At 41.8% G+C, this 20,790-nt stretch carries 12 protein-coding genes and 8 pseudogenes; 11 read left to right on the plus strand and 9 right to left on the minus strand.

The window, feature by feature from the left end; genetic code table 11:
- Positions 1 to 131: 131 nt before the first annotated feature.
- Positions 132 to 818, minus strand: a pseudogene (wecA, locus tag ACMAZD_RS01320) (UDP-N-acetylglucosamine--undecaprenyl-phosphate N-acetylglucosaminephosphotransferase); the annotation flags it as partial.
- A 131-nt stretch (positions 819 to 949) separates the two neighbouring features.
- On the opposite strand from wecA, the gene ACMAZD_RS01325 reads away from it, so the two are divergent.
- From ACMAZD_RS01325 to ACMAZD_RS01345, 5 genes and pseudogenes are all read left to right on the plus strand, one after another.
- On the plus strand, positions 950 to 1,486 hold the full coding sequence (locus tag ACMAZD_RS01325) for a hypothetical protein (RefSeq protein ID WP_435248286.1): 537 nt from the start codon (positions 950 to 952) through the stop codon (positions 1,484 to 1,486).
- Positions 1,487 to 1,537: 51 nt separating this feature from the next.
- Positions 1,538 to 2,457, plus strand: a pseudogene (locus tag ACMAZD_RS01330) (IS5 family transposase).
- A gap of 5 nt (positions 2,458 to 2,462) precedes the next feature.
- Positions 2,463 to 4,169, plus strand: a complete 1,707-nt coding sequence (locus ACMAZD_RS01335) for a hypothetical protein (protein WP_435248287.1) — start codon at positions 2,463 to 2,465, stop codon at positions 4,167 to 4,169.
- Positions 4,170 to 4,816: 647 nt separating this feature from the next.
- Positions 4,817 to 6,478, plus strand: a complete 1,662-nt coding sequence (locus tag ACMAZD_RS01340; protein ID WP_435248288.1) for a response regulator — start codon at positions 4,817 to 4,819, stop codon at positions 6,476 to 6,478.
- A 51-nt stretch (positions 6,479 to 6,529) separates the two neighbouring features.
- Positions 6,530 to 6,663 (plus strand): annotated as a pseudogene (locus ACMAZD_RS01345) (Rpn family recombination-promoting nuclease/putative transposase); the annotation flags it as partial.
- Between the two features lie 48 nt (positions 6,664 to 6,711).
- On the opposite strand, the pseudogene ACMAZD_RS01350 reads toward ACMAZD_RS01345, so the two are convergent.
- Positions 6,712 to 7,083: pseudogene (locus tag ACMAZD_RS01350) on the minus strand (IS66 family transposase); the annotation flags it as partial.
- Between the two features lie 123 nt (positions 7,084 to 7,206).
- Here ACMAZD_RS01350 and ACMAZD_RS01355 point away from each other — a divergent pair.
- The gene (locus ACMAZD_RS01355; protein ID WP_435248289.1) at positions 7,207 to 8,385 is read left to right on the plus strand and encodes a hypothetical protein; all 1,179 of its coding nucleotides are present in this window, start codon (positions 7,207 to 7,209) and stop codon (positions 8,383 to 8,385) included.
- Between the two features lie 32 nt (positions 8,386 to 8,417).
- Here ACMAZD_RS01355 and ACMAZD_RS01360 read toward each other — a convergent pair.
- Together ACMAZD_RS01360 and ACMAZD_RS01365 are read right to left on the minus strand one after the other, a co-directional pair.
- Positions 8,418 to 10,038, minus strand: a pseudogene (locus ACMAZD_RS01360) (IS1634 family transposase).
- A gap of 179 nt (positions 10,039 to 10,217) precedes the next feature.
- Positions 10,218 to 11,837 (minus strand): IS1634 family transposase, encoded by a 1,620-nt coding sequence (locus ACMAZD_RS01365; RefSeq protein ID WP_435248290.1) that lies wholly within the window; start codon positions 11,835 to 11,837, stop codon positions 10,218 to 10,220.
- A gap of 187 nt (positions 11,838 to 12,024) precedes the next feature.
- Here ACMAZD_RS01365 and tnpA (ACMAZD_RS01370) point away from each other — a divergent pair, with 187 nt between their 5' ends.
- Genes tnpA (ACMAZD_RS01370) through tnpC form a run of 3 tightly spaced genes read left to right on the plus strand, consistent with a single transcriptional unit; the run spans position 12,025 to position 14,272 of the window.
- The gene (gene tnpA, locus ACMAZD_RS01370; RefSeq protein WP_016767112.1) at positions 12,025 to 12,336 is read left to right on the plus strand and encodes an IS66 family insertion sequence element accessory protein TnpA; all 312 of its coding nucleotides are present in this window, start codon (positions 12,025 to 12,027) and stop codon (positions 12,334 to 12,336) included.
- Positions 12,333 to 12,686 carry an IS66 family insertion sequence element accessory protein TnpB gene (tnpB, locus tag ACMAZD_RS01375; RefSeq protein ID WP_435247104.1) on the plus strand — a complete coding sequence of 118 codons (354 nt, stop codon included), beginning with the start codon at positions 12,333 to 12,335 and terminating at the stop codon, positions 12,684 to 12,686. Before tnpA (ACMAZD_RS01370) ends, tnpB begins: the two co-directional genes overlap by 4 nt.
- Positions 12,687 to 12,745: 59 nt before the next feature.
- The gene (gene tnpC / locus ACMAZD_RS01380; RefSeq protein ID WP_435247105.1) at positions 12,746 to 14,272 is read left to right on the plus strand and encodes an IS66 family transposase; all 1,527 of its coding nucleotides are present in this window, start codon (positions 12,746 to 12,748) and stop codon (positions 14,270 to 14,272) included.
- Between the two features lie 231 nt (positions 14,273 to 14,503).
- Here tnpC and ACMAZD_RS01385 read toward each other — a convergent pair.
- The 3 genes and pseudogenes from ACMAZD_RS01385 to ACMAZD_RS01395 all read right to left on the minus strand — a co-directional run.
- Positions 14,504 to 14,617, minus strand: a pseudogene (locus tag ACMAZD_RS01385) (helix-turn-helix domain-containing protein); the annotation flags it as partial.
- Between the two features lie 104 nt (positions 14,618 to 14,721).
- Complete coding sequence (locus ACMAZD_RS01390; protein WP_435248291.1) at positions 14,722 to 16,128, minus strand: endonuclease; 1,407 nt, start codon at positions 16,126 to 16,128, stop codon at positions 14,722 to 14,724.
- Between the two features lie 112 nt (positions 16,129 to 16,240).
- Complete coding sequence (locus tag ACMAZD_RS01395; RefSeq protein WP_435248292.1) at positions 16,241 to 18,061, minus strand: ExeM/NucH family extracellular endonuclease; 1,821 nt, start codon at positions 18,059 to 18,061, stop codon at positions 16,241 to 16,243.
- 93 nt (positions 18,062 to 18,154) lie between these two features.
- On the opposite strand from ACMAZD_RS01395, the gene tnpA (ACMAZD_RS01400) reads away from it, so the two are divergent.
- Positions 18,155 to 18,583, plus strand: a complete 429-nt coding sequence (tnpA, locus tag ACMAZD_RS01400) for an IS200/IS605 family transposase (RefSeq protein ID WP_140150538.1) — start codon at positions 18,155 to 18,157, stop codon at positions 18,581 to 18,583.
- A gap of 648 nt (positions 18,584 to 19,231) precedes the next feature.
- On the opposite strand, the pseudogene ACMAZD_RS01405 reads toward tnpA (ACMAZD_RS01400), so the two are convergent.
- Positions 19,232 to 19,606: pseudogene (locus ACMAZD_RS01405) on the minus strand (hypothetical protein); the annotation flags it as partial.
- Positions 19,607 to 19,657: 51 nt separating this feature from the next.
- Positions 19,658 to 20,275 (minus strand): annotated as a pseudogene (locus ACMAZD_RS01410) (IS630 family transposase); the annotation flags it as partial.
- 66 nt (positions 20,276 to 20,341) lie between these two features.
- On the opposite strand from ACMAZD_RS01410, the gene tnpA (ACMAZD_RS01415) reads away from it, so the two are divergent.
- Positions 20,342 to 20,770, plus strand: a complete 429-nt coding sequence (gene tnpA / locus ACMAZD_RS01415; protein ID WP_140150538.1) for an IS200/IS605 family transposase — start codon at positions 20,342 to 20,344, stop codon at positions 20,768 to 20,770.
- Positions 20,771 to 20,790 lie beyond the last annotated feature (20 nt).

The raw sequence follows: 20,790 nt of genomic DNA on the forward strand, positions 1-20,790 counted from the left end.
ATATTGAAAGGACGCATTTAATCTATTATTTAATACAAGAAATGGCCAAGTTCATGGTGTGAACTTGGCCATTTTGGTTCCGCGCTTCAAGAATACGCTTTGATTTTTAATCAGCTCGCGATATGGAAGGTTTAATATGTTTTTTCTGGTAACTGACGGCAGCGTCGAAACCAGCTTGTGATACGCCACACGTAGCTCATACTGATGGCGTAAGCGATGAAGCACAACATAAACAAGGCAAACATGGTGGACTCTGGAATGTTGGCGAGCTCACCATAAACGCCAAAACCTGCAAAGGTACTGGCGATCAGGCATATGACGGCCAACGTTTGACGTGGCGTGCAACCCAAGCGCTGAAATATGTGGTGCAAATGTTCTCTGTCGGGCTTAAATGGTGAATCACCTCGGCGTACGCGTCTGAACATAATGGCGGCCATGTCCATTAACGGAATTGCAATCAGCCATAAAGCGGTGATCGGCCGGATCAGTGTCGCGGTAGGATCTTGGCTTGCGCCCAATAGCAACCAAATCACGGTAAACCCAATCATCATACTACCAGCATCGCCCATAAAGACTTTTCTCTCGCGCCCAAGTAGGCCAAGATTCATTAAAATATAGGGAATAATCGCAGCAATAAAAACTAAGCATAAATAGGCTAAGCCATACTGGCTATCGACCTTAAGTAATATCGCGATACCACCCAAAGTTACCGTCGCTAGGCCACCGAGCAGGCCGTCAATGCCATCCACTATGTTGAATGCGTTGATTGCCCCTATTACAGCAAGTATCGTGACAACGAAGCTGAGAGGCCCTAAGTTCTCGATCAGAGGGTGAAATCGAACAATGTGATCGGCTTAATGTATTGGTAATTTATATGCAAGTTATGCCATTGCTATTGTGGCGTTATGGATTAGGCTTGTTGTTCACTTTTTAATGAAAAGGACTTTTCGTGTTGAGACTCGGTATATTAACCCCATTAACTCTGCTCGTTCTTACGGGTTGTGGTTCAGATTCGGATTCGAATAACAGTGTCCAAAATACAACGCTCACGGCTTTAGATGGCTATCTTGAAAATGCTCAAGTGTATGTCGACACTAACGCAAATAAAAACTTAGATAGCGATGATGAACTGCTCGGTTTAACTAAGACGGGTGGCAAGTTTGAAATGTCGGCTGTGCATTCTGATAAAACACTCTTTGTGAAAGCCATTGCAGGACAAACCTTGGATACTGACCGAGGCATGGTGACACAAGACTTTATTCTCGCCTCCCAAGCTGGCAGTAAAGTGGTTAGCCCAATGACCAATGCGGTGATGGATATCGTTGTCGAAGAATCTTTGTCTTTTGAAGCGGCGCAAAAAAAAGTGGCTTTATCATTTAAAGAATTAACCGATGATACCAGCCTCATTTTTGGCGATTACCTCCTTGATAGCTCAAGTACGAGCCAAGCATTAAAAGGGCTTTGTTGCGTAATTCAATGGAACTAAATCCAGAGCCTACGATCTGATCTGCTACGTCCACTATCTCTCGTAGCCCTCATGCCTAAACCACGTTACAAAACAACCAACTGGAAGCAATACAACCAATCACTTATTAACCGTGGCTCTTTGACCTTTTGGATTGATGAAGAGGCGATAAGCGGGTGGGAGCAAAGCAAACAAAATAAGTGTGGGAGGGCACGTCGGTTCAGTGATTTAGCTATCACGACAGCGATGATGGTGAAGCGAGTTTTTCTATGCCGCTGAGAGCGCTGCAAGGGTTTATCGACTCGATCTTTAGACTTGCCCATATTCCATTAAGCTGCCCACATTACACTTGCATCAGTCGTAGAGCCAAGCAAGTTAAGGTCTCATTTAAGACTAAAACGAGAGGTGCGATACAACACCTAGCCATTGATGCAACTGGCCTTAAGGTTTATGGCGAAGGTGAATGGAAAGTCAAAAAACATGGGACGGATGGCAAGCGTAGAGTCTGGCGAAAGCTGCATATTGCCGTCGATACAAGCACTCATGAGATCATTGCCGCCGAGCTAAGTTTATCAACGGTTACAGATGGAGAAGTACTTCCGAATTTACTGAAAAAAACACGCAGAAGTATCCTTGAGGTGTCTGGTGATGGCGCTTACGACACGAGAGCGTGCTATGCTGCTATTAAGATTAAACGAGCCGTTACGCTTATTCCCCCAAGAGAGGGGGCGGCCTTCTGGGAGCGCGGTCACCCTCGAAATCTCGCCGTGGGTTGTCAGAAGTTATACGGCTCTAATAAGTATTGGAAAGAGCGGTATGGATATCACAAACGTTCACTCTCAGAAACAGCGATGTATCGAGTTAAACAATTGCTAGGAGGGCAACTGAGCTTAAGAAATTACAATGCACAGGTAGGTGAAACTTACGCGATGATAAAAGCGTTGAACAAGCTTACTGGGTTAGGTATGCCTGAAACTTGTCGTATTGGCTAAGAAATATGCGAAACGGGGTTGCTCTATCCCTAAATTTAATTACGCAACAAAGCCCATTAAAAGTGATAGGAGAGCAATTAGTTGATAATTCTACTGTCTCTGCAGGGCGCCAAACTGAGCTGATTGAACAGCTCTCTGATGATTTGAATAGCGAAATTCAAAGTAACAATGGTCAGCTTGATAGCAGTTATTATCCTTCGGTGTCGATCCCGAGTGATAGCACTCAAGCCATTCAGGTAGAGTCCAATCATAAGCCAATGATTGTGAAACCGCTTGAGGATGTCTCCATGACGTTAGGCGACGCTTTTAATGATCTCGATATCAGTGCCCACTTTAGCGATAAAGAGGGTGACGTTTTAGCCTATGAGATAACAGAAAAAAATAAGGTGCCTCATAACCTGACGATATCTGCAGCAGGCATCATTTCGGGCAACGTGTCTAAAGCGGGAGACTATCATTTTGAAGTCGTGGCCATTGATAGCAAAAAGGTACGCTCCTATCCACTCGCGCTGAATGTTCAGGTGGCTGCGGCAGCGGATAATGAGCCTCCGGTACTGGATGAAAACGAACTTAAGCGTCTTCAAGACGACATCATGACTTGGGAGCTCACCGACCAATATACGATCGATGATACCATTGATGTTTCTTCTCTGTTTACGGATTCTGACAACCTGACTTTCCGAGCGGAATCGACGTTAGAGTTGGATCCAGAAACGGGTGAAAAAACCGATTTTGAGATGTTTTGGTATCAAGACGGTACGACGCTCGGGTTTAATTCTGGACCATCGAGAGAGGCGCAATCGGGTGTCGAAACGATCACGATTTTTGCTAATGATGGCGTTAACATAGAAGAAGCAACAGCCACATTCTCACTGCCGACCATTGCTGCGTTTCCTGGTTATTCTACGCCCCACTTTTTGATGGATAGCTACTGGTATTGGACGAGTTCAAATGAAGGCTATGGCCTAGTGTGCAGTTTGGCTTATTTCGACGAGTCTGAGTCAAAAGCCTATCTAGGTAAACGTTCAGTGACGGATGCAAGCCAATGCGCGGAACCAGATATGGATAATCTAGATCTTGATAATCCGATCGCGTTCGAACGTACCTCTTACCATAGAATTGAGTCACTTAATTTTGCTAATGACGGCATTGCTTGGGAGGTTCATAGCTTTAGCTGGGATGGCAATCCAGGTTCAGGTACAGATAAAGCGTTGTTAACTTATACAGAGTACAACAGTAAAGCTCAGGAAATTGAGACGGAAGCCATTACCTTCTATCAAGACCCAGATTTTATTAATGGCGTAATGGAACAACAAGTCAGCATTGATGTTACATCCCCAATATACGCTGAAACTGAGCTTGGTTTTATTGACGCCAGTGGTCATTCATCAGAGATTAAGATCGAAGCCGCTATTCAGGAAAACACGTCAACAAGTGGTGAAACAAAAACATTGGCTATGGTCCGAAGTGCAGGTACTTCAGCATGTAAAGCGTTGAAGGAAGTATACCGCAGCAGCTTTTCAGTGTTTGGACCGAGCCCCACACTGATCGCCTTACCGGTTTTCGAAGAAAAAGGCCGATACTGCTATATTAAATTGGAAGCTGAAGAGGGGGAAATGTTAACCCAAGGCACTTATTTTATGCGTTCTTTTCCATTCAACCCTGCTGGTCATTTTTACGAATCGCTCTATTTTAGTTTTAAATATGAGTGATGATATACCTAGCTAAGTTTAATGACCTAGCTAAGTTTAATTACCTTACCTTAAGCTAAGATAACGGCACTTTCTCGTCGTTGATTGTGCCGTCATCTCATCACTGATGAGTCTATAGTCTGGCCCTTATGGGGGGGCCGAATGCCCAGCGAGGTCTCCTAAATGAAGCAAAAAATACAGGATATCCATCAATTTGATAACTAGGTGGCTGTCTCTGCAGTGAGACACAAAAGCGGAGAAAGAGAGAATGAGAGAGGGCGTTCTTCCTAATAACCACAAATCGGGTGTACGACATGAAGTCGTTTGAAGCGCTGTTCACCGCTCAACGAGTGAATGTATCTGAACTGGTGGCTCTATAAGGCAGTGTGCATTTAGTCGAGCGATTGGCCTTACTTAAGTGTCATATTTATTCCCCCAAAAAAAGACACTTTATAAACAAGGTTATTCTAGAGTTAGTGGTGGTCAATAAATGAGATATTGCGCTTCATACTCCCTCAATTTTTATTGTATATTCATCTTATCTCATATTTAGTGGGTCGATGGTTATCTTAGCGAAGGGGGGCAGGTTCCGATAAGTGAATCAATCATCTTATTGATATCATTTTCCTATTATTTCACATGAACGTATCAAGAGAGGGAGGTAGCTTATGTTTGATCAGAAAATGAATGCGCTGATCATTGATGATTCGCCAGTCATATTGACGAATATCAGCCGAATGCTATCTAGGATGGGTTTCAGGGAAGAAAATATTCATTTTTCTCAAAATCCGAAGGCCGCGGTCACCCTTTCTCGAAGAATTCCTTTTGATGTCATTCTTTGTGATTTCAATTTTGGCGAGCAGATTAACGGCAAGCAGGTGCTTGAAGAGCTTATACATTTTAGCAGTATGTCTGATAGCTGTGTATTTATTATTATTACGGGTGACAGTAGCACGCAAACGTTCAATAGCTTATTTGAGATAACAATGGACGACTACATTCTGAAGCCTTTTAATTATAATGATCTGAAAAAAAGAATAGAACGTTGTATTGAAAAAAGGAGTGCTTTAGAAGGTATTTATAAATTAAAACGCTTAGGGCGATATACGGAGGCTCTTGAGTTATGTGAGCAATTCATAAGCACAGGGAGTAAATATAATAATTTTTTAAAAAGAGAAAAAGGTAAATTTTTAAGACTGCTGAAACGTTGGGGAAAAGCGCAACGCTTTTACACGGAGCTGTATTTCTCTGAACCAGCCGACTGGGTCGCCGTTGGTTTAGTGAACGCGCTAAAAAATAATGGTGAGCTTAAAAAAGCACGTGCTTTAGTGCAAAGTATGCTGAAAGAAAACCCTCATCATATTGATGCAAAAAAAGAGTTTTCCGGGATCGAGATGGCAGAAGGCAACATTAAAGCCTCGATTGGTCATTTGGTCGATATCAATAAGCTGACTCGAGAGAACTCTGAAAGGAATCTGATTATCTCAAATCTGTTTCTGTATATGGATGACTTTTACCAGGCTAAACTCTATTACGCAAAGTTTAGAGAGAGCAATAAAGATACGTATCGAGACGATCACTGGATGGATGTGAACTATCTGAGAAGAGCGCTAATGTATTTGTCTTTTGATGATGACGATGTCGAATTAGAGCTTTGTCAGAGTATCTTCACCCACCTTTACCATGGAAAAGATTTGTCAGCGACGTGCTTGATTAACGTAGACATCTTAATGTCTCACTTTTTGTTCATAAAAGGTGAGTATAAAGAGGCTGCTTCTCTTCTTAATCAATCGTTTAATCGAATTTATGATTCTAAAGATATTCAGTTTTATGATTTATTTTATATGTATTGGCTACTGGTGTACCTCTCTTATGATTCAACTTACCAAAGCATTGCGGATCGGATGGAGACCGCATTTGTCGATATCATCCAAAAAAAATCCTCAAAGCACCATTCTGAGTTGCTGATTGATTCATTGGAGTTGTTACATGAAAAGTCACATCAATACTATACCGATAAGCAACAGGCGCTGACTGATATTACCGCATCGGCTAAACATCTTGAGAAGATACAACTAATTCAAGATTTTATCGTATTGGCAGAAAAATACCCGACGCTTCTATCATTAAGAATTGAGATTCTTAAGTTACTGAAAGACACATGGCCAGTAGGGCATGGAAAGCGCAAGGTAAGTCGATTTTTAGGAGAGAGCGATAACATTATTCGATCCTTCAGCTCTGACGACGATCTGCAGAAAATCGGTTATGAGATGATCTACACTCATGCCAAAAAAGGGGTAGAAGACCAAGCTGAACTTGCTACTTCTTGAGGTGAGCGGTGGGAGCGGTTATATTCCACCCTGTCATAATACGCTTCATGAACGGCTAAAGACTTACTGGATATTCACCTACCCGTTGAGCTGCGTGAGATTTGTGATTAACGACACTCAAGCTCGAGTCAGGCCGTTTTATTGAAAAAAACTTGCGACCTTATTACTCGGACGTACTTTATTCGTACACGTTCACCAGGATAGTTTGATTTATTAAAAAGGACGGGTACGCCTTAAAGATTAAAGACGTTTGGGTACGGTTTTTTCTCAACGACTGACGTGATGATCTCACTCAACACTGACATCGCTGATAGACCCCACTTTTTGCAGGTTTCGGTAAGTGTATGGATGCGGCTACGGAATTTATCGCCTGCATCCGAGGTCGTTCCGAAGCTGATTTTCCTTTGAATGACAAAGCCTCTAATACATCGCTCAGCTTCATTACTGGTTAAGGGGATTGAGGTTTTCTTGAGAAAAACCCACAAGCTTTCTCTATGTTTGAGCAGTAACTTGCATCGCCCCCGATATCGCTTGACCATCACGTCCGTTCCTTTGTTCAACCAATGATCGAATGATTTTTGCAGCCTACGCATTCGCCTCAAATACAGTGAACACTTATCTATCGTTGGCTGCTAACCCATCAATGTTATTCAAAATAAAGCCTCTTGCTTTTTCGAACCATGAAAACGCGATAGAATAGTGTCATCACTCTCAACGACGCGCGAATTATGACAACTGCCCCCCTTTCTTTTGTAGCAACGACCTCATCCACCCCAAAGCAGAAGAATAAGCTTAACCAGTTATGGGAGGAGGTAGAAAAAAAACAACGACGTATCGAGCGTTATCAAGCCAAGTTGGATGATTTTTATCATGACTTCAAAGTATCGACTGAAAAGCAAGAGCAGGCAGTGTGCCGAGCGACTGAACAATGGATTCATCATCTGCTGACTTTTATCCCGCGCAAAACGATTAAAGGGCCGCAACGTGAAGCTCTGTACGATTGGATACAAGAAGAGTTGAGCATTTTAGAGTCAAATCCCTTTAATCCTGTTGACTCGAGAGTGTTACGTGAGGCGTTCAATCAAGCGCTTTTAGCATTACCATCGAACCAAGCGGAAGACATCTCGATAACGGAAGATCAAATAGAAGCGTTTCGCGAAGAGATATCCATGATGCTGGGGTACGAGCTTGATGTCAGCGATGACGAATTAATGGCGATGGTCAAGGATCCTCAGAAGTTTCACGACTATCTGCAAAGTGTGGTAGCTGAAGAAATGGAAGAGGAGTATGTTGATGAAGATGATATTGAGTGGGGAGGTGAAGACTTTTTCTCTCAAGCCGAGGATGAAAATCACGTCGAGCGGTCACATCATCAAGCGAGCGAGGCGCTTTACAGCGATAAACAGATAACCAAGTTGTATCGCCAATTAGCCAAACAATTACACCCAGATAAAGAAGCGGACGAAAATAAGAAGTCTGAGAAAAGCGCATTAATGCAGCAGCTATCACAAGCGAAAAAAGACAAAGATGTGGTGGCCTTGTTGATACTGGCTCAGCAACACCTCCCTGAGCATGAGATGGTAATGGATGAAGGGATGCTGGAGCGCTTAAAGATGACGCTGACTGAAAAAATTGAGCAATTAAATAGGGATTATCAAGAGCTTCAGCATGGTGGTGATATCAAAAGTATCCTTTGGCAACGGTTTGGCGGGGGGAACAAAGCGTCACGTCAGAAAGGGTTACGAGAGTACCGTGATCATTTACACAAAGAAGCACAAGATCTCCTGGCTGAATACCAAGAGGTCAAAAAGGTTAAACAGTTACAGTTGCGTTTAAAGCAGCGTATTGAGATGTCCCGCTTTAACAATCCATTTTTTAAAATGGATCCGTCGGAGTTGTTTGCTTGATTGCTTTTTACAGCCGACATTCCGCACCTCATTTAGGAATAAATTGCTTCATATAGCTTACCTAGCAATTGAAGCAATCGCCTCTGATGGTCTTGAATGCCGGTGATAAACCATTGTTCGCCGAACTCAAGTGTATCGACCCCTTCAAATTTTAAAAACACCCAGCGAGCAGTTGGCTTAGATGTGGTTTTGTTCTTAACCATGCTTGGAAAAAATTCTTCAGTAACAGCCAACTCTTCACGTATCTTATGCTCGAGTCCAGCATAAACCATTAGGCTTAAGGTCATTATCATGAGTAAAGCTTCGATGCGTTGTGGTTTTTTTAAGAAGATAGATGATGTTAAAAACTCAGGGCTTTTAAGGAAGCGAAAACCTCGCTCGACTTTCTGTTGTGACTTGTAGTGTTCCAGTAACGCAGCCATATCGAGATCGGTACTTTCAGTATCATTGGTCGCAAGAATGAACATACCAACTTTAAGCTTCGCGAGTTTTACTTTTTCTAAATCAGTGAACGGATTTGCTTCAATTTTGTAGTGGTATCCAGTTGGAACCTCATCTTTTTTAGGGCGCCCTCGGCCAGCAAACTCGGGCACTTGCCGTATCTCACTTTGCTCGAAACTCAACAGTTGGCATTGACTCTGAAATTCACTCATAGCCTTTTGTGCATCAGTCGCACAGGCAAATTGTTTCTTAGCTAATTGAGCTAGAGATTTAAGCTCTTTGGTCAGATTTTTATCCAAATTTTTATAAAAAGTGGCTTCTTCTCGCTTTGTCGCTTGCTCGCTGTTCACTAACAACCATCGCTGCTTCACGTTGCCATAATCAGATTCAATCCAGTGCCCCGAATAACCATTACCGATAGGCTCTAATTGCGCTGGCGATAATGCCAGTAGAGCTTGTTTGGCCATTTTAATGGTCATTGGGACGCGTGTAATGAACTTCTGCTTTTGTTCATCAAGTGAGCAAATACTGTCTGACGTGTATAAAGCCGCATCAGCAATAAAGTAACGACTATTTTGCGCGGCTTTAAGACATTGAATATGGCGCTTAGTGACCTCTGCAAATGCTTTTGCATCGTTCGTGTTTCCACTGAGAGCCTGCATATAAACAAGGGAGCCCTGCTTGATTTTCACAAATTAATTCAAGGACAACCTGATTCAATTCAGGTCGGTGATCTCGACTATAACCTTTGACGAGTTGAATAGAATTAATGTCATCCTCTGCTGATTGAGCATATTTACCATCAACATGGAAACTCGTTATATCAAGGTGGACAGACTCTGTCTTGAGGCCCAATTTTTCAACGGTATGCTCTGCAATAACTTGATATAAAATAGATACATCAGCTTCAAATAAAGCATCTAATGTGCGCCCAAGAACATCATCAGTTAAGTGGTGCGCTTCTATGTTTTTAGCAAGCAGCTTTGATATTGGCTTTGTCTCGAAAAAGTCAGAAAAAATATGCAATGTTCGACTATGGAAGCCCAAACCGTTCAAAATCATGGCTAGAACGGCATCACCGTGTGAGACATTATGCTCTGAATACTTAGGAATTATGCGGTCGATAAGCCCGGGTAAATCAATCTCATGACAGAATGCAGCGATTAATCCAAGATGATCTAAGCGTTTTATGACAGGTTGAGGAGCAGACATCGCAAGTTACCGGCAAATAAAAGTAATAGATCAAAACGGGGGATCTGCGTCAAGTCTCAACTGCAATCATTATTGATAAATGATCGTGGGATCACACTAATTAAAATCTAGAATTGGCTGCGGAATGACGGTTACAGATGAGTAAAAGGTACGATTAGAACCGACATTCCGCACCTCATTTAGGAATAAATTGCTTCATATAGCTTACCTAGCAATTGAAGCAATCTCCTCTGATGGTCTTGAATGCTGGTGATAAACCATTGTTCGCCGAACTCAAGTGTATCGACCCCTTCAAATTTTAAAAACACCCAGCGAGCAGTTGGCTTAGATGTGGTTTTGTTCTTAACCATGCTTGGAAAAAATTCTTCAGTAACAGCCAACTCTTCACGTATCTTATGCTCGAGTCCAGCATAAACCATTAGGCTTAAGGTCATTATCATGAGTAAAGCTTCGATGCGTTGTGGTTTTTTTAAGAAGATAGATGATGTTAAAAACTCAGGGCTTTTAAGGAAGCGAAAACCTCGCTCGACTTTCTGTTGTGACTTGTAGTGTTCCAGTAACGCAGCCATATCGAGATCGGTACTTTCAGTATCATTGGTCGCAAGAATGAACATACCAACTTTAAGCTTCGCGAGTTTTACTTTTTCTAAATCAGTGAACGGATTTGCTTCAATTTTGTAGTGGTATCCAGTTGGAACCTCATCTTTTTTAGGGCGCCCTCGGCCAGCAAACTCGGGCACTTGCCGTATCTCACTTTGCTCGAAACTCAACAGTTGGCATTGACTCTGAAATTCACTCATAGCCTTTTGTGCATCAGTCGCACAGGCAAATTGTTTCTTAGCTAATTGAGCTAGAGATTTAAGCTCTTTGGTCAGATTTTTATCCAAATTTTTATAAAAAGTGGCTTCTTCTCGCTTTGTCGCTTGCTCGCTGTTCACTAACAACCATCGCTGCTTCACGTTGCCATAATCAGATTCAATCCAGTGCCCCGAATAACCATTACCGATAGGCTCTAATTGCGCTGGCGATAATGCCAGTAGAGCTTGTTTGGCCATTTTAATGGTCATTGGGACGCGTGTAATGAACTTCTGCTTTTGTTCATCAAGTGAGCAAATACTGTCTGACGTGTATAAAGCTGCATCAGCAATAAAGTAACGACTATTTTGCGCGGCTTTAAGACAGTGAATATGGCGCTTAGTGACCTCTGCAAATGCTTTTGCATCGTTCGTGTTTCCACTGAGAGCCTGCATATAAACAGGGAGCCCTGCTTGATTTTCACAAATTAATTCAAGGACAACCTGATTCAATTCAGGTCGGTGATCTCGACTATAACCTTTGACGAGTTGAATAGAATTAATGTCATCCTCTGCTGATTGAGCATATTCACCATCAACATGGAAACTCGTTATATCAAGGTGGACAGACTCTGTCTTGAGGCCCAATTTTTCAACGGTATGCTCTGCAATAACTTGATATAAAATAGATACATCAGCTTCAAATAAAGCATCTAATGTGCGCCCAAGAACATCATCAGTTAAGTGGTGCGCTTCTATGTTTTTAGCAAGCAGCTTTGATATTGGCTTTGTCTCGAAAAAGTCAGAAAACATATGCAATGTTCGACTATGGAAGCCCAAACCGTTCAAAATCATGGCTAGAACGGCATCACCGTGTGAGACATTATGCTCTGAATACTTAGGAATTATGCGGTCGATAAGCCCGGGTAAATCAATCTCATGACAGAATGCAGCGATTAATCCAAGATGATCTAAGCGTTTTATGACAGGTTGAGGAGCAGACATCGCAAGTTACCGGCAAATAAAAGTAATAGATCAAAACGGGGGATCTGCGTCAAGTCTCAACTGCAATCATTATTGATAAATGATCGTGGGATCACACTAATTAAAATGTAAGCGCGTCATAAACCCCGCATTCTAATCGCCTAGCGCGAAGAATAAGATCAAGTCTCCAACCATAAGGAGATTTGAAATGGGAAAACGACACACTAATCAAGAATGGCAAACGCTCATCGAGCAATCTGAATCGAGTTCATTGTCAACGCTTGCATTTTGTAAGCTAAATGAACTCAACCCCTCGACGTTTTACGCTAAGCGCCAGCAACTCAAAAAAGCAGATGTCTCTCAAGGCTTTGTACGGGCAGAGATCGTCGAAAAGACAACGAAATATCAAGCTCAAATAGCCACCGCTAACATGACACTTCTCATCAATGATGTGGAGTTGAGCATTCCTCAAGGCACGCCCGCTACCTACCTGGCAGAACTCATTGGAGCCTTGTCATGAAACATATGCTCAGCGCACCAGAGATTTATCTGTATCGTGAGAGTGTCGATTTTAGAAAGTCCATCAATGGCCTCGCGGCGATTATCGAAAGTGACACCGATTTACCCTTGGGAAGCGGCGCACTGTTCCTGTTCACCAATAAACAGCGCGACAAAATCAAAGTGCTGTACTGGGATAAAACTGGCTTTGCGCTTTGGTATAAACGCCTTGAAAAAGCCAAGTATAAATGGCCTACAAAAGAGAAAAATGAAGTGTTTACCCTGACTCAATTCGAGCTTGATAGACTGCTTTCTGGCTTCACGATTATCGGCCATAAACCCGTTCAAATAAACGATGTTACAATGACTTAATCGATAATAAAGCCTTATCTGCCAAGCGTTAACAGCATGATTTTAGTATAATAAATGCCATGAAAAAGACGCCAGATATCAACCCAGAAAGCCAAGATATTGCCAAGCTACAAGCGATGGTGAAAGCGCTGATGGCGTCAGAAAACCAATGGAAACAAGAGCGTCAATCTCTGCTTGAGCAACTCAAACTTGCTTTCGACCGCCAGTTCGCAAAACGCTCGGAGGCGTTAAAGCCTTACGATGAATCTCAAGGTGACCTCTTCAACGAAGTGGAATGTGAAGCCGCTAAGGGAGAGGTGGTTGAGGTAACAACGACCACAACGAAGAAGCGTGGTAAACGCAAGCCACTTCCAAAGACTTTGCCTCGTGAGGTTATCGAACTCGATTTAGACGACCATGAAAAACAGTGTGCATGCTGCCAACATAGTCTGCATAAAATCGGTGAAGACCGCAGTGAGAAACTTGAGTTCTCACCAGCCGTGCTCAAAGTGCTGGAATATGTTCGTCCTAAGTATGCTTGTCGTCAGTGCGAGCAAACTGAAGACAAAAGCCACATCGTTCAAAAGCCAGCGCCCCAGAGCATCATCCCTAAAAGCTTCGCGACAGAAAGCTTGCTAGCCAACATCATCCTTGGCAAATATCAATACGCAATGCCACTGTACCGCCAAGAGTCGCTGTTTACCCAGTCGGGTATTGAGCTATCACGAACCACGATGGCAAGGTGGGTTATCCAAGTCAGTGAGAAGTTCACACCGCTGTATGCGGCCTTGAAAGAGCATCTACTCCAACAAGTGGTGGTTCAGGCAGATGAAACGCCGCTCAATGTCCTCAAAGAAGATAAACAGTGTTATATGTGGCTCTACTGCTCGGGCGCAGACTCGCCCGACGCTGCACTGCCGAATGTAAAGAATATCGCCTTGTACGACTATCAAAACAGTCGCGCGAGGGCATGCCCTGTTGCCTTCTTGGGGGATTACAGTGGTTATCTGCAAACCGATGGCTATGGTGCCTATGATGGTCTTCATCACGTAACCAATGTTGGTTGCTTGGCACATGCACGGCGTAAGTTCATGGATGCTAAGAAGCTTCAAGGTAAAGGTAAGTCAGGCAAAGCAGATAAAGCGCTAGCCAAAATCCAGAAGCTCTATGGGATAGAATCGCGCTTAAGAGGTGCGACTGTCGAAACACGAAAAGCAGAACGTCAACTGCATGCCAAGCCGATACTGGATGAGCTGTACGAGTGGATGACGACTCAACAAGTGCTAGCGTCTAGCTCGCTGGGCAAGGCGATAAAATACACGCTCGGCCAATGGCCGAAACTTATCCGCTATATCGATGACGGTCATTTATCTATCGATAATAATCGTGCTGAACGCGCCATTAAACCGCTGGTCATTGGCAGAAAAAATTGGCTCTTCTCGAACACACCAAATGGTGCTGATGCGAGCGCGATGCTTTACAGCATCGTCGAGACGGCGAAAGCCAACGGCCTTATCCTCTACGACTACATGGTCAAGTGCATGAAAGAGCTAGCGAAAGCTGAGCCTGATATCGATGCGCTCCTACCTTGGAACTTCAAACATTAACAACATCGCCTCGTGGGTTCATGGGGCGTTTACATTAAAATCTAGAATTGGCTGCGGAATGACGGTTAGAAATGTTGAGCTAAAAATAAAATAATGAGGGCACGATAGAGGACGGCTGAGTAAACCCTATCAATGGGATGGTCTAAGAAGCATTGTTAAAATCACTTCCGAGGTTGAACATTCAATGTCAGGAAAGGTGAGCAAATAGACTCGTTGGTATATCAGTAGGTGCAGAGCATAATTATTAAGATGACGAGCCACTGTAGATTCATGGATACGAAGGGCTTGAGAGATCATAGTCGGTCTCCAACCATCGGAAGCCAGTAAGACAGCTTTTATACGGTCACACTGCATCGTTTACTTATATAAAATCGGGCTAAGACGATTTAAAATAAAAAGCCAACTGAACGCTGGCTTTATATAATACCCATTCATAGATTAAGTCATTATTAATCCTGCCAGATTTCACTTACATATTCAGGGTGATCAATAAATGGGTTACGATTTCCTTGAAATTGAAATGCAGCATCATTACGGTATGTTTCTTTAGCACTTACTGGATCGTTAGAATGCCATTTTTTCAGCATAGCAAGGATCCAAGGTTCAAATACAACCTCTGTGCTGCCATCTAAAACTGCATTAGAGTTGTCTGTATTTAATTCCCAGGTATCAATGCGATCTTGATAGCGAGTTGCCATATAGAAATATGCACGAGCAAAATCACCTTTAAATTCATCAATAGGTTCAAACACTTTATCACCAGTAAAGCCATACGCAATCAGTTCGGCTGTCGGAGCCCCTAATTTACTCCCATTAGATGATGTATACGTTGCAGTATCAACCTCACCGTATGGGTAGTTACCGCGCATATTATTCACTTTACCATCTGTTGCAAATAAATGGTGGATATCAGTGTACATTGGATATTGATCATTAAACCAACTTTTCGGGAAAGAATGCTCACGATTATAGCAGTCACCTTCAACTTTGTAGTTACCACATTGCTTAACCACAGGTGTGAAGTTGTAACTGTCTGATGTGGATGGTATTTCTGTGTACATATCTAAGATAGTATTATCATTCTCATAATAAGTATCTAATGAGTATGTAGACATAAATGTCCATAAATCCCCATATGTCTTATTTGTATGCCCTTTGATAATGTCATAAAGAGCGGTTTTTAGTTCAAAACCTGTTTTACCATCAGCACGTTGGTAATATGCTTTCAATGCTTCGGGATCTTGACCAATTGGTGGTGGCGGTAGAAGATCTGGCTTGACAGCTTCACCAGTCTCCAATAAAACTAAATTATCGATATAGATGATTTCTGAACCATCGAAAGAGCCATTTTTCGCATCATAGAAACGAGCACCTATTTCGATAACTTTATCTTCAGTTGCTTTAAAATCAAAACTTATATCTTGCCACTGATTTACAAGCGTTGGGTCTGAATAAACATTGGTATAGTCATTTAAATAAAGTCGAGTCTTAACTCCACCATCAGTATGGTAAACCGACATTGTAAGTGTGTAATTTTTACCGTTCACGACTTCGACGTTTTGGCGTAGATCTTTCTTATCCCAAACCATTGTGACAGCGCCAGAGCTTATCCCTGTCTTAACCGTTGTTGTGTTTTTTTCGATTGTAATTCCATCGTCAATCGTAGGCCATCCCGTTGGTTTACCGTCACTATTATAGTTTTCAAAACCACCGTTGACCGCAACATCTACACCGACTGTAGGCAGTTTACCTACATTAGTATCACTGCTAATTGTATCGTTACTACTTTCACTATTACATGCAGCAAGAGATGTTATTGCTAACACCAATGTTGCTATTTTAGTTTTTTTAAACATATTCATAGACCTATAGCATTAAAAGTTTTTATAAAGTTAAATTGAGTAATCAAATTAAATGGATATTAATCTAAAAGTAATTACTCATAATTAGTTTAATTAAGGCTTTAACTTAATTTTTCTTACGACGTAAGAAACCAAAACCTAATAATGATAAAATACCGAATATACCAAACGAACCACCAGTTCCATCAGTCTTAGGTACAACAAGTTTAGGAGTTAATGAATCTAATTTAGTTACATTAATATTCATTTTTTGGTTATGATCAGGTAATAATTTTCCATCACGTACTAATGTCATTGTTACTTCATACAAACCAGCTTCTACACCGTATACGTTGAAGTTAACCAATGATTGACCATTTTGCTCCACAGTCACATTTGGAAGTATAATTCCTTCGAGATCCGTCTCTGTTTTTCTTTTCAATGATATTTCTGCAATATCACCAGATTTAACAAAAGACGAATTAGGTATGCTATAAGGGATATCAACAGCACCGCTATTTATCACTAAGCGAACATCATTACCACTTGTTTCACCATATTTATATGACAAAGACATAATAGCAGGGTCGTGATCGGATGAACGGTAAGCATCATCTGTGACAAAGTTAGTTGTACCATTTGGCCCTTTTGAATAAACAGGACCTTTTGTTTCATCTTGACGGTATGTGCTGTAATCGTAATACACAGACTCAGCAGCATTAATATGCCAGTCTACAGCATCAATCAGTCGTGATTCTAAAGAGGGGGTGATTAAAATATGATCAAGAGACCCGATTGAATCATCGAATGCGTAACTCCAGCTCACTTCACCACGCTCTTTATCTTTTTTGCCTACAGCACTCACGTAGCCATATGTTTTTTCGACAATTTGAGGTTCTGTAAATTGAGGCGTTTTACCAATAAAAGTGTCACGTGCAGTTTTTATAACTTTATTAGTCGTATTTTCAGTGAGGACTAAAACAGGATCTTCTTTAGCATATGAATTTAGATCGCCAATAATAACGCGATCACCACCAATCTTATCTAATTCAGTACCTAATTGGACTGCAGCTGCAACACGGAAGTTTTCACATTGACCTTGATAATCAAGATCCGGCGCATCGTCATTACCATCAGCATTAGTATATTGACCTTTATCGTTAAATTGATCAGGACCAAAATCTACGCCTATCCAGTCTTCATGACATGTTGAACCTTTTGATTTGAAGTGGTTAACGCCTACTGTAAGCTCTTTACCTGTTTGGTTGATGACAAACGTTGCTGCCACAGTATCACGTTGATAATTATCGCCGCTCTCTAACGTATGGCCTTTCTGATCGATTACAACATTACCACTATCATCACGCGTTACAGGCGCATGCTGTTGCGGCATTGGAATAATTTTAGAGCTTTTTATACTGACTTTTGCTGGACGATAAATAATACCTGAACTAATAACATCGGAACCGATGGAATCTAGCTCATCTAATATTGTATCGCCATTTGAATCAAATCCAATAAATGCATACTTATTTAAATATGACTCAGGTTCGCCTTTATCTTCCGGTCTTGGGTTGTAGTATTTTTCATTGATGGCATTGACAAATTCTGCGATTGCACCGGTGTCTGAGAAACCGTTATTCTCAATTTCCATCAAACCTACAATATCAGCATCCAAACCATAAATAGCTTCAACTAGTTTAGCTTTTTGATGTTGGTATTCAGGCTCAGTGATTGCACCTCGGCTTTCACCGTGTAAGTTATCTGCTCCTCCAAATGGTGAATTGAATAAGTTTAGTACATTCTGAGTCGCAATCTTAATTGCGAATTCACCTTCATCAACATTTGTACTTAAGCTTGGGCTTTCAGGGCGCTCTGCTCTTACGAAATTTGAACTATCAATCGTTTTAGTAACAAGCAGTTTATAACCATGCTCACTGGTGACCACAACACCTTGGATTGAATTTATTTTATTCTGTGGATACAGAAAACCACGGGTTTACCCGTGGATGAATGCCTTTGGAGACGGTACGATGGATAAATGCAATATTACACCTCATCCCATAGTGTCTACTACACGAAGTATCACGTAGTTTGGGTAACTAAGTACCGTCGGAAAATCCTGAATCCTGGTATGTGCAGCTACCTACGGAAGGTTATGCCAAAGTTACTGCGAAGTTTACCTGGCGTTGAGATTGAGACGATAGGCTTTGATGAAGATCATCTGCATATGATGATGCTTATCCCACCGAAATACAGTATTTCAGACGTCATGGGTAAACTAAAAAGCCAATCGTCGCACCACATGCGAAAAACGTTCAGTTGGCTAAGTAAGGTTTACTGGAAAGAGAACATTGTGTGGTCGCCAGGTTACTTTGTCAGTAGCGTAGGCGTGAATGAACAAGTTATAGCGAATTACGTTAGACACCAGGGCGAAAAGGATTCTGGTCAACTCCGCATGGAGTTGTAACAGTAAGTACCCCGTGCATGCACGGGGGTATCTACCGCCAATTCTAATTGCATTATTTGCTGCATCTGTATGAAATGTTGGATAATAAGCTATTTCACCATCTTCAGCTGCAAAAAAACTGTCAATGATAAGGGTATTATGCTCATTATCAAGTTGTTGTTTAGCTGCAAATGAAGAGCCTGCAACATATACTTGGTTTGGTTGGATGTTGGCATGCTTGTAAGCAGCACTCATGTTATTGCTATAACCGTTAACATTAAACCCAAAGCTACGAGTTATAACTAAACTCTGGTCCTCTGCATCAACTGGGTTAATATCAAGGTTAATAATGACTTCTTGATTAACATAGCGGGCTAAAGCATTGGGAAATGAACCTTCGTCAGCCGTTGTTATTTCAAAAACTACCGGCGGTGCAGGTAAAGCAGCATTACTGCCATACGTAGTAGTACCTAGATCGGTATACACATCCGTCGGTTTTTCTTCCCAGTTTTCGGCTATATAGCGAATGGAATCGCCTGTCGGAATTGAACCATCATTAGTTTTACGGCGGATAAATGCTTTATTCTCTCCCCATTTAGATCCATCAATACCAATAACGTCAACAACGTTCACACCATGTTTTAAGACAACACTGTCATCACCGCTGAAACCTAAATGATTATATTTGTGTTCAGAGAGTAATTTATAGCTAGTAGCTGCAACTTTATCCCCCTGAATTAAGGCTATTTTTGCAGGGTCCATTTTTCCATCATAAATGACAAGTGTTTTACCTGCTTTGATAACTTGTCCAGCTAAAACATTTCTTCCACTAGGATCAAGTACTTCATTTGAATACGAGCTATATTCAATTCTATCTTTATCAGTAAAACTATAATCAGACCCACCGGTATTAGTCAATTCAATAACATTGCTATTATATTTACTACTTTCTATATACTCGGTGATAATAACATCGGTTATTGCCGCTTGAGCACCAGCTGATAATACACCACCGATAACGAGGGCTAATATTTTCTTTTCCATAATTTGCCTTTAAATTTGGTTAATTATATTCGCTAATTAAACTATACCCTTTCAACTTGAAGATGCAGGTATCAGTACCTGAAAATTATCTGTAATTCTGGATACAAGTGAGCCTGCAACTTCTGGTAACGTCACATCGAAAAACTTTTTGATAGCAGAGGTGAATGCTGTTTTGGAGGGAAAATAGACATTGTTCCTCACATGCTCATTCATTACTTTCCAAAGCCGCTCTATTGGATTTAAGTTTGGGCTGTATGGGGGTAAGTAATGAAGCTCTATATTGAGTACTTTTGCCGCATTCCTAACCATTTCTGACCGATGGTAGGCTGCACCATCAAGCACAATATGCACGGTTTGCTCTAGTGGATAATGCTCTTTCTTGAGTTTCCAAAAGAAGCGAACAATACTCTCGCTATCTATCGTTTCATAAGTATCTGTGATCGTTGCGCTGATGTTTTTCAATGACAGAGCACCGATTAGATTCACTCGAGTGCGGCTACCTGTCGTTTCAATTAGCTTATCCTGTCCCTTACGGATCCAGCCACAGCTAAGTTTTGTTGATTGAGTTGGATGAACGGCGTCCATGAAAAGTACAGGCGCATCCTTGGGCTTAAGTACCTCGTTGTAATACTCGATAAATGCTTGCTGCTCTTCAGGCTTTAGTTTATTCTGTGGATACAGAAAACCACGGGTTTACCCGTGGATGAATGCCTTTGGAGACGGTACGATGGATAAATGCAATATTACACCTCATCCCATAGTGTCTACTACACGAAGTATCACGTAGTTTGGGTAACTAAGTACCGTCGGAAAATCCTGAATCCTGGTATGTGCAGCTACCTACGGAAGGTTATGCCAAAGTTACTGCGAAGTTTACCTGGCGTTGAGATTGAGACGATAGGCTTTGATGAAGATCATCTGCATATGATGATGCTTATCCCACCGAAATACAGTATTTCAGACGTCATGGGTAAACTAAAAAGCCAATCGTCGCACCACATGCGAAAAACGTTCAGTTGGCTAAGTAAGGTTTACTGGAAAGAGAACATTGTGTGGTCGCCAGGTTACTTTGTCAGTAGCGTAGGCGTGAATGAACAAGTTATAGCGAATTACGTTAGACACCAGGGCGAAAAGGATTCTGGTCAACTCCGCATGGAGTTGTAACAGTAAGTACCCCGTGCATG

This window comes from Vibrio sp. nBUS_14, assembly GCF_051201655.1.
In the GTDB taxonomy this organism is placed as follows: domain Bacteria; phylum Pseudomonadota; class Gammaproteobacteria; order Enterobacterales; family Vibrionaceae; genus Vibrio.

Coding starts and splice junctions, on each gene's coding strand:
- ACMAZD_RS01335 (WP_435248287.1), top strand. CDS start 2,463: ATGCGAAACGGGGTTGCTCTATCCCTAAATTTAATTACGCAACAAAGC.
- ACMAZD_RS01340 (WP_435248288.1), top strand. CDS start 4,817: ATGTTTGATCAGAAAATGAATGCGCTGATCATTGATGATTCGCCAGTC.
- ACMAZD_RS01355 (WP_435248289.1), top strand. CDS start 7,207: ATGACAACTGCCCCCCTTTCTTTTGTAGCAACGACCTCATCCACCCCA.
- ACMAZD_RS01365 (WP_435248290.1), bottom strand. CDS start 11,837: ATGTCTGCTCCTCAACCTGTCATAAAACGCTTAGATCATCTTGGATTA.
- tnpA (WP_016767112.1), top strand. CDS start 12,025: ATGGGAAAACGACACACTAATCAAGAATGGCAAACGCTCATCGAGCAA.
- tnpB (WP_435247104.1), top strand. CDS start 12,333: ATGAAACATATGCTCAGCGCACCAGAGATTTATCTGTATCGTGAGAGT.
- tnpC (WP_435247105.1), top strand. CDS start 12,746: ATGAAAAAGACGCCAGATATCAACCCAGAAAGCCAAGATATTGCCAAG.
- ACMAZD_RS01390 (WP_435248291.1), bottom strand. CDS start 16,128: ATGTTTAAAAAAACTAAAATAGCAACATTGGTGTTAGCAATAACATCT.
- tnpA (WP_140150538.1), top strand. CDS start 18,155: ATGCAATATTACACCTCATCCCATAGTGTCTACTACACGAAGTATCAC.
- tnpA (WP_140150538.1), top strand. CDS start 20,342: ATGCAATATTACACCTCATCCCATAGTGTCTACTACACGAAGTATCAC.